Source organism: Bartonella harrusi, from assembly GCF_024297065.1.
Classification (GTDB): domain Bacteria; phylum Pseudomonadota; class Alphaproteobacteria; order Rhizobiales; family Rhizobiaceae; genus Bartonella; species Bartonella harrusi.
Genome location: NZ_CP101114.1, coordinates 1,272,614 through 1,288,325, shown reverse-complemented (window position 1 = coordinate 1,288,325; position 15,712 = coordinate 1,272,614). Strand labels below are relative to the sequence as shown.

Genomic DNA, 15,712 nt, shown 5'->3' with positions numbered 1-15,712 from the left:
GGGTGACCATCATGGAAAAGAAATACGAATTCACTGATGCAATCGATATAGTTTATAGGCGTAAGGTTCGCCGTATCCGTGCATTGAAAAACTTTGGTGATGTAAAAAAAGGTGATTTAGGCGGTTTTATAGAGCATGAAGGCAATTTAAGCCATGAGGGGGATTGTTGGGTTGGGGATGATGCTTGTGTTTCTCATAATGCTAAAGTTTGCGGTAATGCAAGAGTATTTGAAAAAGCACGCATTGCAGACAGAGCATATATTAGTGACAATGCAAATGTTTTTGGAAATGCTTGTATTGAATCTGAAGCGTGTATTTTAAATAAAGCAAAAGTTTACGGAAAAGCAGAAGTCCTTGATAATGCTATGGTTTGTGATAATGCACAAGTTTTCGGTAATGCGGTAGTTTGTGGCAAGTCTCGTGTTTATGGAAATGCACAAGTTTACAACAAAGCACGTGTCTATAATAATGCAGAAGTTTATGAAAATGCAAAAGTTAAGGGTATGGCAGAGGTTTACGCTCTTGGAAAGATTTATGGAGATGCATGTATCTGTTGGAACGCATGTATTGGCGGCAATCAGTCCATCTCAACTGGAGAAAAAACCATATGAAAAAATACGAATTTACAGGTGAAACAATAGAGGTTTCTAGTAGAACTCTTCGCCGTATCCTTGCATTGCAAGACTTTGGTGATGTCAAAAAAGGTGATTTAGGCGGTTGGATAGAAAGGGAAAAGAACCTCAGTCACGAAGGTAATTGTTGGGTTGGAGGCGATGCTAAGGTTTACAGTGATGCCTGTGTTTTGGGAGATGCTAAGGTTTATGGTGATGCCGATGTTAGCGGCGATGCCTATGTTTATGACAATGCCAAAGTTTATTGCAATGCTAAAGTTTATGGTAGTGTGCGCATTTATCAAAATGCACAAGTTTATGATAGTGCTTATATCCGTGATGAAGTCAAGATTTTTAGAAATGCTAAGGTTTGTGGATTGGCTAATATTCGCGGCAACACGAGAATTCCTGAAGACATAAAAATTTAACAACAAACATAGAGGTTCATGGAAACAGTATTATTACAACGGGTGAGAGACAATAAATCATGTATAAATATGAAATTAAACCTACTTTGTGTTCGCAGCTGGTTGTGAGAAGCACTCACAATTCAGGTGAACTTTGTATTGCTATTTCTGGAGATAAGGGCGAGCCCTATGTAGATACCATAATTTCGAAAGAGAAAGTAGATGCTTTTTTAAATGAAGATAATGTCGTGCAAATGGAACTTAAAAAATCGCAATGCTTTGCATTCTCATACGAATTCAGACCATTTGCGTGTACTGGATTTGAAATGATACCACCAATCTCAGATGAAAGTTTTATATTGACGCTATATTCTGATCATTGTTCATATCTAAAATGCATTCCAATTGATCGGATTGTGCAACCCGTAAAGACAAAACTCTAGCAACAAACAACGACCCTTTTAACACAAGCGTGATTCACGCAACGGGTGAATTGCGCACAATGGAGGAAAACATAATGAATGAACAAAACACGAACCTAACAGAAGTTAAAGAAAATCCAAATTTAGCAGTTAAACAAACAGCTATGGATCTCATTTTAACAAGAGCCCTAGAAAATGATGTTGATATGGATCGTCTCGAACGCCTTATCTCCTTGAGAGAAAAAGAAATCAATAGACAGCTTTATAAAAGTTTTGTTTCTGATCTTTCAGATATGCAATCCAAATATAAGGAAATCACAGCAAAATCCACAAACGCCTATACCCTAAGCAAATACGCTACTCTCGACTGTTATATCGAGAGTATCAAGGAGGCACTAAAAGAACATCATTTTGCTTTGTTTTCCTGTATTAAAAATCAAACTCATGCACAGGTTACTATAGAGATGACTTTGGTTCATCCATCAGGAAATAAAATCTCTACAGAAGGAACATTCCCTCTTGATGGGAAAGGCAACAAAACAGATATTCAATCCATAGGATCAACCATCACTTATGCGCGCCGCTATTTGTTAGGCATGCTTCTCAATGTCGCAAGCAAAGAAGATGATACAGATGGTAACAAAACAAAACTCTCAGGACCAGCTTCGCCTCAACAAATGGCAGACATTAAACGATTAGTCCAAAAAACAAATGCAAACGAAACAAAAATGTTGGCTTCTGTAAATGTAAATAGCATTTCCGAAATGACTTTTGAACAAGCGCAAACCGTCCTGAATAATTTGTATAAAAAACAAAACCGTCAAGCTTCTGAAGCAAAACAAAGATTAGGTGCGTGAGATGGAACAAAGAACAGCAGAATGGTTTCAAGCAAGATTAGGGAAAATTACCGCGTCTAATGTTTACAATGTCCTCAGTAGAACAGCCAAAGGATTGCCGACAAGCAAATATGAAGACTACAAAATGAAACTCATGACAGAACGCTTAACAGGGGAAATAAGCCAATCTTATATAACACCATCTATGCAATGGGGGATTGAACATGAAGAGGACGCCCTGAAAGAATATGAATTCATTTATGATGCCGATGTCATAAAATGCGGTTTTATACCTCATCCTACCATCAAAATGGCGGGGGCTAGTCCGGATGGTTTGATTGGTGAAGACGGTTTAGTTGAAGTCAAATGTCCACAATCAACGACACATCTTCGTTTTTTTATGTATGACGAGATTAAGCCTGAATACAGAGTGCAGATGCAATTCCAAATGGCTTGTACAGGGCGCAAATGGTGTCATTTCATCAGTTATAATCCACAATTTGTAGAGAGGTCATCTCACTTGCGTATAAAATCCAACGCATCCACCGTGATGATGAACAAATTGAACAGATTACTAAAGCAGTCGAGGTCTTTTTAGCAGAAATAGAGCAAGACATGAAGCAGATCTTGACAAAAGCTGCATAACCCTATGGGGGTGCTCTCCTCCTCTCAGCACCCACACCCATTATGTAAGGAAGTAAAACGTGTGTAATATCAAACAGAGTATCCTACACCCAGCTAAAGATGAGAAAGCTTGTTTTTTTACAATTGGCTATGAAGGAAAGTCCCTTGAGAATTATCTTGATTGTCTCATAGAAAACAATATCAAAACTTTATGTGATGTTCGTAGAAATCCAATAAGTAGAAAACATGGGTTTTCGAAAAGACAATTGGAGAAAGCTGTAAACAACATTAATATTGAATATATGCATATGCCTGAACTTGGCATTGCCTCTGAAAAACGACAAAATTTGAAAACACAAAAAGATTACGAACGTCTTTTTGAAGAATATCAAAAGACAACACTCAAAAATCATTTGTGTGCAATAAACACATGATATCAAGTCTTTTTAAACAAAAAGCGCGTTGCAATTACTTGTTTTGAAGCCAATGTATGCATGTGCCATAGAGGGCAAATAGCCTTGGCTCTTACACAATTACAGGATTGGAAATATGAAATTAAGCATATCTAAAAAATAAGCATACAAATTTTTAAAAATGGGAAAGCTCCATATGTTTCCTAGTATGGCCGCCCATTATGTAACGTAAAAGAGTGAAAGGTCATGAGATGATATTTGATGATGGTGATAGATATGTGACAACACGCGAATGTGCAGAGCTTTTTAGCGTATCAACCACAACGATTCGCAATTGGGTGTTTCAAGGGGTGTTTCCTGAGCCTTATAAGCTAGGGAGAGCGGTAAGATGGAGAAAAAAAGAAATCTTGGCCTTTACCCCGAAGAAAAATAAGCAGCAAATAACAACAAATGAGGTAAAGTTGTATAAACTGTAGAAGGTGGTCTAAAAGGTGCTCTGAAATTGGCTTTTTTAAGAAAAAAATTATATATTTCAATATGTTGAGGATGATAAATGGTGCCCTGAAGAGGACTCGAACCTCCATGCCTTGCGGCACAAGTACCTGAAACCTGCGCGTCTACCAATTCCGCCATCCGGGCTATAAAACTCATTTAAGCTTGCGATATTACTCTGTCAATAAAATTATAGAATTTATTTTGCAGATAAACGCTCTTGAGTTCCTTGTAGTTACCACAATTTTGGAAATTTAAGGCGTGAGGATTATTTTTGATGCAATTGTTGAGTCGGAATGAAAAGTATAGATAATAGGAATACCAGTTGCTAATTCTTGAGAGATAATTTCTTCACTGTTTAGACCTTCAAGTGCCATCATAAGAGCACGAAGAGAGTTGCCATGTGCCGCGACCAAAACAGTTTGAGAGCGTAAAATATGTGGTTGAATATGGTGAAGATAATAGGGTACAACACGAGCACAAGTATCGCGTAGGCTTTCTCCATTTGGAGGTGCAATAGTATAGGAGCGACGCCATATTTGCACTTGCTTTTCTCCCCATTGTTGGCGTACTTCATCTTTATTTAGACCAGAGAGATCACCATAATCACGTTCATTCAATGCGGGGGTTTTAACAACTTCTAAGTCTGATTGTTCCATTTGTTCTAAAATGTGCTGTGCCGTTTTTTGTGCACGTTGTAAGGTAGACGTATACGCAACATCAAATTTTAAACCAGTCTCTTTCAGTTTTTTTCCTGCTGCTATTGCTTCTGCATGCCCCCTTTCTGTTAAACTTGGATCTTTCCAGCCGGTGAAAAGATTTTTGAGATTCCATTCACTTTGTCCATGACGGATGAGTACAAGTGTGCGTTCCATGCGCAAATTTCCTGCGTTATCTTGATTGTTTAAAGTTCATCATTCAATCCTAAAACATCAAGCATTGAATAAAGACCATTTTCATGATTCTTTGCCCATAAGGCTGCTTTTAAGGCGCCATTGGTAAAGATAGAGCGTTCTTGCGCTGCGTGTGAAAGAACGATGCGTTCATTTGGGCCGGCAAAAGTAACATTATGATCGCCAACAACCGTTCCACCTCGTGAACAGGCAAAGCCAATCGTTCCTTTTTCACGTTTACCTGTATGGCTATTGCGCTCGTTGATACACACATTCTTTAGCATAACATTGCGGCCTTCAGCGGCAGCTTGTCCAAGAAGAAGAGCTGTTCCAGAAGGGGCATCAATTTTGTCGGCATGATGCATCTCATAGATCTCAATATCAAAATCATTAGATTCTAGTGCTTTTGCAGCCCTTTTTACAAGATTTGCTAAAAGATTGATTCCAAGGCTCATATTTCCAGATTTGACAATAGTCGTATATTTCGCAAAATCTGCAATTTGCTCGTCTTCTGCTTTACTAAACCCCGTTGTACCAATAATATGCACAAGACCCTTTTGAGCCGCATAGTTGGCGTAAAGAAGACTGGCTTGTGGCTGTGAGAAATCTACAATACCCTCTGTGTTAGAGAAAGCGCTTTCAGGATCATCAGTGATGTGAACACCAAGGGCATCTGAACCAATCAATATGCTGGCATCTTTGTTTACAAAAGGTGATCCTTTACGCACAAGCACCGCATAAAGTTCTACATCATTCCTCCGATGGATAGCTGAAATAAGCTCGCGTCCCATTCTTCCATTAGCACCAACAACGGTAAGGCGCATATTTTTCTCCTTACAACACTTTACTTCTTGTAGTATAGGCAAAATCCCTCTTTCTTTCCAACAGTTCTTTTCTCGATAGAAGAAAACTTTTGCTTTCTTTAGTGATGTACAGGGATTGTTAGTTTATAGAAGCAGTTGGTGAGGAACCATTATGCACATTATAGAACGAGTAATATGAAGATTATATAATATGTGTTTTGCAGATTATAGGATTAAAAATCGGTATCATATTACTCTATTGTCCATTTTTTATTTGTACGATGATTGCATTTATGATGTATAATAAATGACTTTTTGATTCATTATAAGATAAAAAAACGCCTGCATTTTATGATCTCATCAAGTGATAAAAGGACAAATTATTTTTATAAGTTAATGCTTAATGATATGATGTATAAAACGTATGCGCTTTTATTGATGTAGAAGCGTCTTTTTTAAACAATGAATATTGTTTTTCCTTGTTGAGAAAGGTGATTAAAAGTCTAGATCTGTATAATGAGGACTTGCTACAATTCCTCGTACGCGATCTGTTAAAAGAGAGCGAAAAGAAGGTCGTGATTTAATCCGCGTATACCAATCTTTGGCGGCGGGTGATTGTTCCCAGTCAATTTCCCCAAGAAAATCAAGTACAGACACAGAAGCTGCTGCTGCGAGATCCGCATAGGATAATTCAGAACCGACTAACCAGTCACGAGATGCACAGAGCCAATTGAGATAGCTCATATGCGGTAGAATATTAGCACGTGCATTACGTAAAATTTGTGAATTAGGGGCACCACCACCAATAGCGAGTGGCATTTCACGTTTATAGATTCGTTCTCGTACAATATGACGTGTAGACTCATTTTCAAATTTATTTAAAAACCAATCATTAAGACGACGTACTTCAGCACGACTTAGAGGATTTTCCGGAAAAAGTTTATTCTCTTGTCGTAAACTCCCATGCGTTTCATCTAAATATTCGTAGATAACAATAGCTCCTGATAATGGAACTTCATGTTCATCAAGAAGAACGGGAACATGACCAGCTGGATTAAGCGCAAGAAATTCATGTCTCCTGGCCCATTCATGTTCTTCAATGAGTTGAGCAGTTATACCATATTCTCCAAGAATAAGGCGTATGAAACGGGAGGCAGAAGATAGGGGAGAATGAAAAAGTGTCAGCATGATCTACAGTATCAAATAGAGTTGATGAAAATTCTTTCAAGTAACAAGAATTTTTATAAAGATGCTTTACAAGAAGTACAAGATTATTAGCAAAAGCGAGTCATTATGTTTAATAAACTTTTAATAACAGGAATATTATATTCCGATCGTTTGTAAAATAGCAGTACGTAATTCTTCCAAACCGCATGCTTTTTCTGAAGATGTCACAAGAATTTCAGGATAAGAGGCTGGGCGTTTGAGAAGCTGTCTTTTTGTGGTTATTATTAATTTTTCAAGGATGTTCAATTTTATTTTATCACTTTTCGTTAAAACAATTTGGTACGAAACAGCTGCTTTATCGAGGAGATCGAGAACTTCTGCATCATTTTTTTTAATTCCATGGCGTGAATCAATTAAAATATAAACACGTTTTAGCGTTGTGCGTCCTTGTAAATAGCTAAAAATCAAATGTGTCCACGCATCAACGAGATTCTTAGGAGCTTTGGCAAAACCATAGCCTGGCATATCTACGAGTGCTAGAGGGGGGAGATCCCCAGGTTTTCCACTGAAACCATCGGGTACGAAGTAATTAAGTTCCTGCGTACGTCCTGGTGTATTTGAGGTACGTGCCAAACCTTTTTGTTGAACAAGTGCATTGATAAGAGAAGATTTTCCAACATTAGAACGTCCCGCAAATGCGATTTCGGGGGGGCCTTCTGGTGGAAGAAAGTGTATTGCTGGTACACCACGAATAAAAATCCAGTTATAAGAAAAAACGCCAGAAAGAGAAAAACACTTTGTCATTTATGCATTTCTTTTTCAGGAGATTTTTGCCAGATAGCTTTAAGATTATCAAAAAGCTCAATCTTAGCTCCTTGACGTTTCATCATAATTCCTTGCTGAATCATTGATAATACATTATTCCACGCCCAATAAATGACAAGGCCAACAGGAAAAGAAGCCAGCATAAAGGTAAAGATAACAGGCATCCATGCGAAAATCATAGCTTGTGTTTGATCTTGTGGAGCTGGATTCATACGCATTTGTAAAAACATCGTTATTCCCATAATCAAAGGCCATGCACCAATCATAAGAAATGTTGGAGTTGTGTATGGCAAAAGATCAAACAGATTAAAAACAGAAGTCGGATCGGGTGCTGCTAAATCTTTAATCCAGCCAAAGAAAGGTGCATGTCGCATTTCAATGGTAATATACAAAACTTTATAGAGAGCAAAAAATATAGGAAATTGAACCAACATGGGCCAACAACCTGCGAGAGGATTGATTTTTTTGGTTTTATACAGTTCTATAATTGCTTGTTGTTGCTTGGTACGGTCATCTGGATATTTTTCTTTTATTTCCAGCAACAGCGGTTGTATAAGCTTCATGCGTGCCATAGATTTATAAGATTTATTTGCTAGAGGGAAAAGAAGTATTTTTAAGAGCACCGTAACAAGAAGAATGGCAACACCAAAATTGCCTGTTTGCTTATAAAGAATATCAATGAGAGAAAACATTGGCTTGGTAATGAAATCAAACCAACCCCAATCGATTAAGAGAGCAAATTTCTTGATTTTCAAATCATCTTGATAGTGATTAATAATTTCAACTTGTTTTGCACCAGCAAACAGACGATTTGTAACAGTTTTTGTTTCATTTGGTGCAATCGTTATAAGCGTCCCTAACACGTCAGACTGATAATGTGTTTGCAAGCGATCAAAATAAATAAAGCGACTTGTATATTCTTTATCCTGTGGAGGAATAACTGCGACAGCCCAATATTTATCGGTAATACCAATCCAACCTCCTGTCACTTTAGAAAAAATCATACTTTTTTGACCATTATCAGGATTCGGATCAAGTTCTGCTAAAGTTTTATATTTCTCAGTTTTAAGTGAATCACCTGCAATAGCGATCATACCCTCATGAAGCAAATAGGTTGCATTTGTATGTTCTGGTGGAGAAGCACGTGCAACACGAGCATAAGACGAGAGGTATATCGGTTTATCTGCTTCATTGCTGATAGAATCTTCAATGGTAAACATGTAGTGATCATCGACAGAAAGGATACGGCGGAAAATCTGTCCCTGACCATTGTTATAAATGAGAGTAACAGGTGTAGAAGGAGTCAGTATTGTATTATTACCCTCTATTTGCCATTGAGTATCAGATTGCGGCAAAGCCTCTGCTGATAAAGACGAACTTGTAAAACCAAATTCGGCAAGATAGGTTGTTGTGAACCCTTTGGGATTCAGCAGAGCAATTTCGGGTGATTTTTTTTCTACTGTCAGGCGATATCTTTTGAGATGAAGATCATCGAATTGTGCACCAACAAGATTAATAGAACCTTCAAGTTCATTGGTTTTGATGGTAACGCGGTTTGTTTTTGACAACACAGCGTTTCGCATTTCAGGAGTCATTTTATGATCAATGATAGAAGCTGATCCGTGTGTTGGTGTAGCATCAGAAAAATTTGTTGTAGGAGTGGAAAGTGCTGATTGTTGTTTTGACAATTGCTGTGCAATTGCTTGTTTTTTTTGTAATTCAGCTTGTTTAGGGATCACATGAAGAAACTGCCATGCGACAAGCACAATGAAAGATAATCCAATGGCGATAAAGAAATTGCGGTTATATTCCATTCGTACTATCCTGTTACCGTTGTTGGTATTTTGTTTTTTGTTTTATCCGTCGGTTTAGTTCATTGATGAGAGATGTAAAAGGCGCATGAAGTGCATCAGGACGCGCAACAATGACATAGTCTGTTCCTCCTTCCATTTTCTCTATAAGTCCAACCCGAACCGCTTCCCGTAGACGTCTTTTAATACGATTACGTTTAACAGCATTGCCATTTTTACGCGTAACTGTAAAACCCACACGCGCAACAGGAGGAGATTCTATTTCTGCTGTTTGTTCATGAGATTTAACTTCCAGCAAAAACAAAGGACCGCGCCGCTTTTCTCCTGTTCGTACAGCTAAAAAATCTGCTCTTTTACGAATGCGGCAGGGATGTTTTTTCTTCATACAGAGCATTTCGCAACTCTATTAAATGCCTGAGAACACAAACATTGAAGGTTCATGACGAAAGTTTCACAATGAAGAAATGAAGGTGATATTCAACCATTGTGAAAATGTAAATGGTTAAATTAAACGCTTAAGCGGATAACCGCTTACGTCCACGAGCACGCCTTGCAGCAATAACTTTACGACCACTGGCTGTTGCCATACGTGCACGAAACCCATGGCGGCGTTTACGGACCAATTTAGATGGCTGGTAAGTACGTTTCATTTATTTAAATACCGCGGAGTGCGGCCCTTCTTAATTCTATGGGTAAATTTATGCGCTAGATGAACAGTGATATATCCTATTGTACGGTTACTATCCCATAAGGAAAAAAATAAAAAAAGTCAATCTCAGATTATTTTTCTTTCTTTTAAAAAAATGCAAAAAACACTGTGCTATAAAGGCACTTTGTTCATAAAAGTTTTAAAAGTTAAGGGAAATAATTGCTGTTTTCAATGAATAATTTTACAGCTATTTTTTACAATACAATGGAGTATTCACATTGTTCATTAAGAGTAAAGAAAGAATCAAAATTTATTATTATACAATAGCAGTGTCTGTTTACATTAGAGGTTCGCTCAATTTTGCTTTTTAAAAATTTTTATAGAAACATGCGTAAAACAATCGAACGACACTCTGGTTAATGGGATTTTACACTCTAGGTTTTTATTTGAGGTTTTTTTCGTATTTTACAAGAGATATGATATAAGATATTTGCACTTTACAATTCTCATAACGTGGGAAGTTTTAGGGTGTCTAAGTTGAAGTTTTTTTCACCTTTATTGCTCTATTTTCTAAGTTTTTATAGAGAGGAAAGAATGTGAATCCTATCACACGCGAGGCTATTCGCAATGCATTGCATCAAATCAAAAGACCAGATTTTGAAAGTGATATTGTATCATCGGGGCTTCTTTCAGAAATATTAATTGCTCATGGAAAAGTTTTTTTTTCCATTACTGTTCCAGATGGACGTATACAAGAATGGGAAGCGTTGCGTCGTGCTGCTGAAGAAGTGGTTTGTGTTATGGATGGAGTTGAATCTGTTGTTGTCACACTTACGGCAGAAAAAAAAACAATGGTATCGTCTTCTGTGCATAAAAAGACAGTTTTTTCTAAGCCAAAACGTAGAATAAGTGGATTGCCTGTGAAAATGCCGATAGAAGGTGTTCAGCATGTGATTGCTGTTGCTTCTGGAAAGGGAGGAGTTGGTAAATCGACAATGGCAATGAATATTGCTCTTGCTTTACACGATTCTGGTTTTAAAACGGGTTTGATGGATGCAGATATCTACGGTCCGTCTTTGCCACGTTTAACAGGACTTGTTAATGAAAAACCACGGCTTATTGATGGGAAAAAACTTCAACCTCTTGAAAAATTTGGGCTTAAATTGATGTCGATGGGCTTTTTGGTTGAGGAGGAAAAGCCTGTGGTATGGCGTGGTCCCATGGTAATGGCGGCTGTAACGCAATTGTTAAGAGATGTTTTATGGGGACCTCTCAATGTTTTGGTGGTTGATATGCCTCCAGGGACAGGTGATGCACAATTGACACTTGCGCAACAAGTACAGTTGACAGGGGCATTGATTGTTTCTACTCCACAGGATCTTGCCTTGGTTGATGCACGTAAAGCAATAGAAATGTTCATGAAAGTTGATGTTCCCATTTTAGGGCTCATTGAGAACATGAGTTACTTTATTGCTCCTGATACGCAAAAACGTTACGATATTTTTGGTTATGGTGGTACGCGTGCTGAAGCAGAACGCCGAGGGATACCTTTCTTAGCAGAAGTGCCGCTTGATGCAGCTTTACGATCTTCTTCAGATGATGGTGTGCCAATCTTTGTTTCTAAACCAGATGAGGAGCAGGCTAAGCTTTATCGCGCGATGGTTGGTCAAATAAAAAATAGATTTTTATAAATGCACATTTTTCTCAGACAGGAAGCTAAAATCCGCTGTTTAAAAATATAAAGAGCTATTTTATAGGCATGACGAAACATGGATTTTATTGGAGAATAGAGGTTTCAGATGTGAAATAAACAGAGAAGCTTATTATACAGCGGGTGATAAGGTTTATTTTTATCAACATAAACTATTTGTTGGTTTTTGGTGAGAAGAGTGAATAGGTTAAAGTTTCGATGTAGATATAAAAATGTATTTTTCACTATGAAATTTGGTGTATTGATTATACCATTGCAAAAGTTGTAAAGAGTATAACAATATGGGGTGTTATGGCGCGAGTGTGTCATATTTATTTCGCAATGACATAGGCAATCATTACGGGCAATCATTATTGAGAAGGAGCGATTTGTACTTACTTGGGTTGATAGTTTTGATATCGATAAATGAGGCTGATTTTAAAATCCAAGCAATAGAAAGAATTCAAAAAATTTAGCTCTTAAAAAGATTGGATAAGCTCAAGGGATGAGGAGGGAGACAATTTAGCTTCGGTTCATGAGGAAAAGGTTCATATAAAGTGATAGGGACTGATGTGGTATGGGGAATATTGGGAATGTATTCTATTGGAAGTGTCGTGATGATTGAAAACGCGTTATGAGACTAAGAAAAGTGTAGATATTGTTGCAAACTATTTTATGATGGCACGCGCGTTATTCGAGAGGTTTATTCTTTGCTGATAACAACAAAGTTGGTAGAAATAGATAATATTCGCAGGTAAAAGTTTTGGTGAAGGTTGATAAAAGTAAGGTTTCTTGCTGTTGAAAGAAGGGTATGTGTGAAAAAACATATTTTATAGGAACGCATGCTTATTCTGCGCCTGTCATAGAGCCGGCGCTTTATCTCGTATCAACGCCTATCGGAAATTTAGCAGATGTCACTCTTCGTGCTTTGCAAGTTTTGGCGGGAGTTGATATTCTAGCGTGTGAGGATACACGAGTAACGCGTGTTTTGTTGGAACGCTATGGTATTCAGAAAAAACCTTTCCTTTATCACGAACACAATGCACAAAAGGCAGGGCAGAAGTTATTAGCAGTTTTAGCAGAAAACAAAAGTGTAGCACTTGTATCAGATGCTGGCACACCACTTATTTCTGATCCTGGATTTCGACTGGTAGAAGAAACGCGCAAAGTTGGTTACAAAATTATTCCAGTTCCTGGTACTTCAGCTCTTTTAGCCGCTCTTGTTGCGACGGGACTTCCCACTGATAGCTTTTTTTTCGCGGGTTTTTTAAGTGCACGCAAGGTACAACGCCAAAAGCGTTTGGAACAATTAAAAACGATCCCCGCGACTTTAATTTTTTATGAATCTCCGCATCGTCTTGTTGAGACTTTACAAGATATGATTTCTGTTTTTTCGGCCAATCGTCCTGCGGCAATTTGTCGTGAATTAACAAAAAAATTTGAAACAGTAGATGTTTCCAATTTAGCGAATTTGTTGGAAAGTTACAGGAAAAAGTCTCATATTCGAGGTGAGATTGTTGTTCTTGTTGGAGAAGTTCCTCCTTTTTTGGAAGTGATGAGTGATCAAGAAATTGATGGCATGTTATTAGAATTGGCGCGTACACATTCTGCAGCTCAAGCAGCTGCTTTAATGGCTAAGAAAACTGGTTTAAAAAAGCAAGAGCTTTTTCAGCGGTTAAATTTTTTGAAAGATAGCTAAAAATTTAAAGGGTTTATAAGCTTATGCAAAAAGAGCGCAGGCAAAAGTCTTTTTATCGCGGTATTCGTGCAGAAAAATGGGCTGCTTGGTGGTTACGGTTCAAAGGATTTCATATTGCTGAAATTCGTTTTAAAACAAAGTGTGGTGAAATTGATTTAATTGCGCGGCGTGGAAATCTTGTTTTAATCGTTGAGGTCAAAGCACGTTCAACCTTAGCTGAAGCAATGGCAGCAGTTTCCCGTGAAAATGAGAGACGTATTGAAGCTGCGGCTGATATTTGGTTAGCACGACAAAAAGATCATGCTCTTTTATGTGTGCGTTTTGATCTCATTGCAATTTTACCATGGCGTTTACCACAGCATATTCCGGCATTTTTTACATCTGATAAATAAAAGTTCCTATATTATTTTAACCATAGTAAATGAAAAACATTTCATTTTTATAGACAGATGGGTTAGGAAAGTGTGCCACAATATAAGCATTATGAGGAGCAAAATATGGACGATTATGAAAAATTTGCAACGGGTTTGTTGATTGTTTTTGGAGCGCTGATCATTGGTGGTTTAATGGCAATGCATATCGTTCTTATGAATAAGCCAGGTTTTTTATTTGCCTTAACAGCTGCCATCGTTGGTTGGTTTTCTGCTTTTGCAGTTCTTTTTGATAAACCCAAAGTCTATTTGGCATTGATTATTGTTGCTATGTTATGTGTTGCTTCCTCGATTACTGTTTATGTGAGTTAAAATCGATGAACTGTTGGTGAAGTTTTCTTTAAAATTTATGAAGAGCAAGGAGTAGAAATGAAAATTGGCTTTTTGGGGACAGGTAAAATTAGCTCTTCAATGATTGATGGCTTAATGAAAAGCAAATTTGACGTTTCTTCACTCATTATTTCACCTCGCAATGCGCAAATGGCAGAACGCCTTTCGCTCGAATATGATAAAGTTATCATTGCTGAAAATAATCAAGCATTGCTCGATGTGAGTGATTGTGTTTTCCTTTGTTTGCCTAACCAAATGGCTGAAGAAGTCTTACGTTCTCTTCGTTTCCGTCGTGAACAGCTGGTTGTCTCCGTTCTTGCTATGGCAAAAGCAACACAAGTTGCAGAGTGGATTAACCATGAAGTTTATCGTGCTGTTCCACTTCCTTTTGTAGCAGAATGTAAAAATTTAACGCCAATTTATCCTGATCATCCTTTTTTATGTCGTTTATTTGATGCGATGGGGGGGACATTGGTGTTGAATGCAGAAGAACAGTTTAATCTTTTCATGACCGCTGGTTCACTCATGGGGGTATATTTTAATTTTATAGAAACAGCACATCAATGGTTTATAAAACAGGGATTAGAACAGCAACAATCAGCGGATTTTCTTGCTATGATGTTTGGAAATCTTACCGATGAAATGCGCAAAATTATAGCAATAGATGGTCCTACCTCTCTTGATTTTTCATTGCTTGAGAAAGAGTTTTCGACGAAAGGAGGAACAAATGAACTTTTGTCGAACTGTTTTTCTCGTCAAGGGGGAAAAAACGCTTTAATAACTGCCCTTGAGACGACCTTGCAAAAAATGAAGGCTTCGTTTTCTCATTAAAATGTTGGATTCATATTTTTTGTTTTCAATGAGAAAAATATTGGTTTATTCTTTAAGAATTACTTAAACGCAACTCTAGCAAATTATCTGCTATAGATATTTGAAGAGCAAGAAGATTGATCTTCAAGATTTTTTCTATAGTCATAAGCTGATTTATGAAAACAATTCATTATTTCTATCTTGTATGAGAACATTGAAGACAAAAAGCTTTTTTATTTTAATCCTTTCTCATCATGAATAAAAAATATTTGCTTATACGTTATAAAAAGCATTCATATATCGATGAATAAACATACAAGATATTGATTTGTAAATGATAATTCATTGTTTTGTATGTTGAATGAGATCCCCCGAATATCGTAAGATTCTCTCATCTCAAACCTGCTTTTGTTGAATTAATCATAATCATTTATTTGCACGTCATAAGCGGGTTTATCGTGTGGGTAAAAAACGTTAAAGAAAGGAGTAAAAATGTTTCTTATGAATCATCTAAATAGCAAGAATTGTTGCAATTGGGGGCCGGTTTGCACGCTTCTTAAGCGTAAAGATGGTAGTGCTCAATGGCTTTTACGCTATACTATCCACGGGCGCCGTCATGAAATGGGCTTGGGGGCTTTAAGAAATATCTCTTTAAAAAAAGCCCGTGAATGTGCAACCCAATGGCGTTCTGTTTTGCATGAAGGTTGTGATCCCATAAACGTTTAAGAAGGGAGAAAATATGCTTTTTATCAATCAACTGAATAATGGAAGAATAAGCATAACATTTTGAGTGCAAAAA

At 37.4% G+C, this 15,712-nt stretch carries 17 protein-coding genes, 1 tRNA gene and 2 pseudogenes; 12 read left to right on the top strand and 8 right to left on the bottom strand.

The genetic code is table 11. From position 1 onward, the window contains the following. Positions 1 to 11 precede the first annotated feature (11 nt). From NMK50_RS06060 to NMK50_RS06035, 6 genes and pseudogenes are all read left to right on the top strand, one after another. Complete coding sequence (locus tag NMK50_RS06060) at positions 12 to 611, top strand: LbetaH domain-containing protein (RefSeq protein ID WP_254769728.1); 600 nt, start codon at positions 12 to 14, stop codon at positions 609 to 611. Beyond that, entirely contained in the window at positions 608 to 1,039 is a 432-nt protein-coding gene (locus tag NMK50_RS06055) for a hypothetical protein (RefSeq protein WP_254769727.1), read from the top strand. The genes NMK50_RS06060 and NMK50_RS06055 overlap by 4 nt, the downstream gene beginning before the upstream one ends. Before the next feature lie 496 nt (positions 1,040 to 1,535). Further along, on the top strand, positions 1,536 to 2,297 hold the full coding sequence (locus NMK50_RS06050; RefSeq protein WP_254769726.1) for an ERF family protein: 762 nt from the start codon (positions 1,536 to 1,538) through the stop codon (positions 2,295 to 2,297). A gap of 1 nt (position 2,298) precedes the next feature. Then, positions 2,299 to 2,921, top strand: a pseudogene (locus NMK50_RS06045) (lambda exonuclease family protein). Between the two features lie 59 nt (positions 2,922 to 2,980). Then, complete coding sequence (locus NMK50_RS06040; RefSeq protein WP_254769725.1) at positions 2,981 to 3,334, top strand: DUF488 domain-containing protein; 354 nt, start codon at positions 2,981 to 2,983, stop codon at positions 3,332 to 3,334. Between the two features lie 230 nt (positions 3,335 to 3,564). Continuing rightward, positions 3,565 to 3,789, top strand: a complete 225-nt coding sequence (locus NMK50_RS06035) for a helix-turn-helix transcriptional regulator (RefSeq protein ID WP_254769724.1) — start codon at positions 3,565 to 3,567, stop codon at positions 3,787 to 3,789. A gap of 78 nt (positions 3,790 to 3,867) precedes the next feature. Here NMK50_RS06035 and NMK50_RS06030 read toward each other — a convergent pair. The 8 genes from NMK50_RS06030 to rpmH all read right to left on the bottom strand — a co-directional run bounded on the left by NMK50_RS06030 (position 3,868) and on the right by rpmH (position 9,954). Beyond that, positions 3,868 to 3,952: transfer RNA gene (locus tag NMK50_RS06030), tRNA-Leu, on the bottom strand. A 107-nt stretch (positions 3,953 to 4,059) separates the two neighbouring features. Further along, complete coding sequence (locus tag NMK50_RS06025; protein ID WP_254769723.1) at positions 4,060 to 4,680, bottom strand: 2,3-bisphosphoglycerate-dependent phosphoglycerate mutase; 621 nt, start codon at positions 4,678 to 4,680, stop codon at positions 4,060 to 4,062. Positions 4,681 to 4,709: 29 nt separating this feature from the next. After that, positions 4,710 to 5,522 carry a 4-hydroxy-tetrahydrodipicolinate reductase gene (gene dapB, locus NMK50_RS06020; protein WP_254769722.1) on the bottom strand — a complete coding sequence of 271 codons (813 nt, stop codon included), beginning with the start codon at positions 5,520 to 5,522 and terminating at the stop codon, positions 4,710 to 4,712. Between the two features lie 474 nt (positions 5,523 to 5,996). Next, positions 5,997 to 6,689, bottom strand: coding sequence for a glutathione S-transferase family protein (locus NMK50_RS06015; protein ID WP_254769721.1), 693 nt, complete (start codon positions 6,687 to 6,689; stop codon positions 5,997 to 5,999). Positions 6,690 to 6,824: 135 nt separating this feature from the next. Beyond that, entirely contained in the window at positions 6,825 to 7,472 is a 648-nt protein-coding gene (gene yihA, locus NMK50_RS06010; RefSeq protein ID WP_254769720.1) for a ribosome biogenesis GTP-binding protein YihA/YsxC, read from the bottom strand. Continuing rightward, positions 7,469 to 9,307, bottom strand: coding sequence for a membrane protein insertase YidC (gene yidC, locus NMK50_RS06005; RefSeq protein ID WP_254769719.1), 1,839 nt, complete (start codon positions 9,305 to 9,307; stop codon positions 7,469 to 7,471). The genes yihA and yidC overlap by 4 nt, the downstream gene beginning before the upstream one ends. Before the next feature lie 13 nt (positions 9,308 to 9,320). Next, positions 9,321 to 9,689, bottom strand: a complete 369-nt coding sequence (rnpA, locus tag NMK50_RS06000) for a ribonuclease P protein component (RefSeq protein WP_254771202.1) — start codon at positions 9,687 to 9,689, stop codon at positions 9,321 to 9,323. 130 nt (positions 9,690 to 9,819) lie between these two features. Beyond that, positions 9,820 to 9,954 (bottom strand): 50S ribosomal protein L34, encoded by a 135-nt coding sequence (gene rpmH / locus NMK50_RS05995; protein WP_011181069.1) that lies wholly within the window; start codon positions 9,952 to 9,954, stop codon positions 9,820 to 9,822. A gap of 595 nt (positions 9,955 to 10,549) precedes the next feature. Between rpmH and NMK50_RS05990 the strand changes: the two genes are divergently transcribed. From NMK50_RS05990 to NMK50_RS05965, 6 genes and pseudogenes are all read left to right on the top strand, one after another. Beyond that, on the top strand, positions 10,550 to 11,644 hold the full coding sequence (locus tag NMK50_RS05990) for an Mrp/NBP35 family ATP-binding protein (protein ID WP_254769718.1): 1,095 nt from the start codon (positions 10,550 to 10,552) through the stop codon (positions 11,642 to 11,644). Between the two features lie 810 nt (positions 11,645 to 12,454). Beyond that, on the top strand, positions 12,455 to 13,342 hold the full coding sequence (gene rsmI / locus NMK50_RS05985) for a 16S rRNA (cytidine(1402)-2'-O)-methyltransferase (RefSeq protein ID WP_254769717.1): 888 nt from the start codon (positions 12,455 to 12,457) through the stop codon (positions 13,340 to 13,342). A 23-nt stretch (positions 13,343 to 13,365) separates the two neighbouring features. Continuing rightward, complete coding sequence (locus NMK50_RS05980) at positions 13,366 to 13,734, top strand: YraN family protein (protein ID WP_254769716.1); 369 nt, start codon at positions 13,366 to 13,368, stop codon at positions 13,732 to 13,734. 105 nt (positions 13,735 to 13,839) lie between these two features. Then, positions 13,840 to 14,085 carry a hypothetical protein gene (locus tag NMK50_RS05975; protein ID WP_254769715.1) on the top strand — a complete coding sequence of 82 codons (246 nt, stop codon included), beginning with the start codon at positions 13,840 to 13,842 and terminating at the stop codon, positions 14,083 to 14,085. Between the two features lie 57 nt (positions 14,086 to 14,142). Further along, positions 14,143 to 14,934, top strand: a complete 792-nt coding sequence (locus NMK50_RS05970; RefSeq protein ID WP_254769714.1) for a pyrroline-5-carboxylate reductase — start codon at positions 14,143 to 14,145, stop codon at positions 14,932 to 14,934. A gap of 471 nt (positions 14,935 to 15,405) precedes the next feature. Continuing rightward, positions 15,406 to 15,630 (top strand): annotated as a pseudogene (locus NMK50_RS05965) (Arm DNA-binding domain-containing protein); the annotation flags it as partial. Positions 15,631 to 15,712 lie beyond the last annotated feature (82 nt).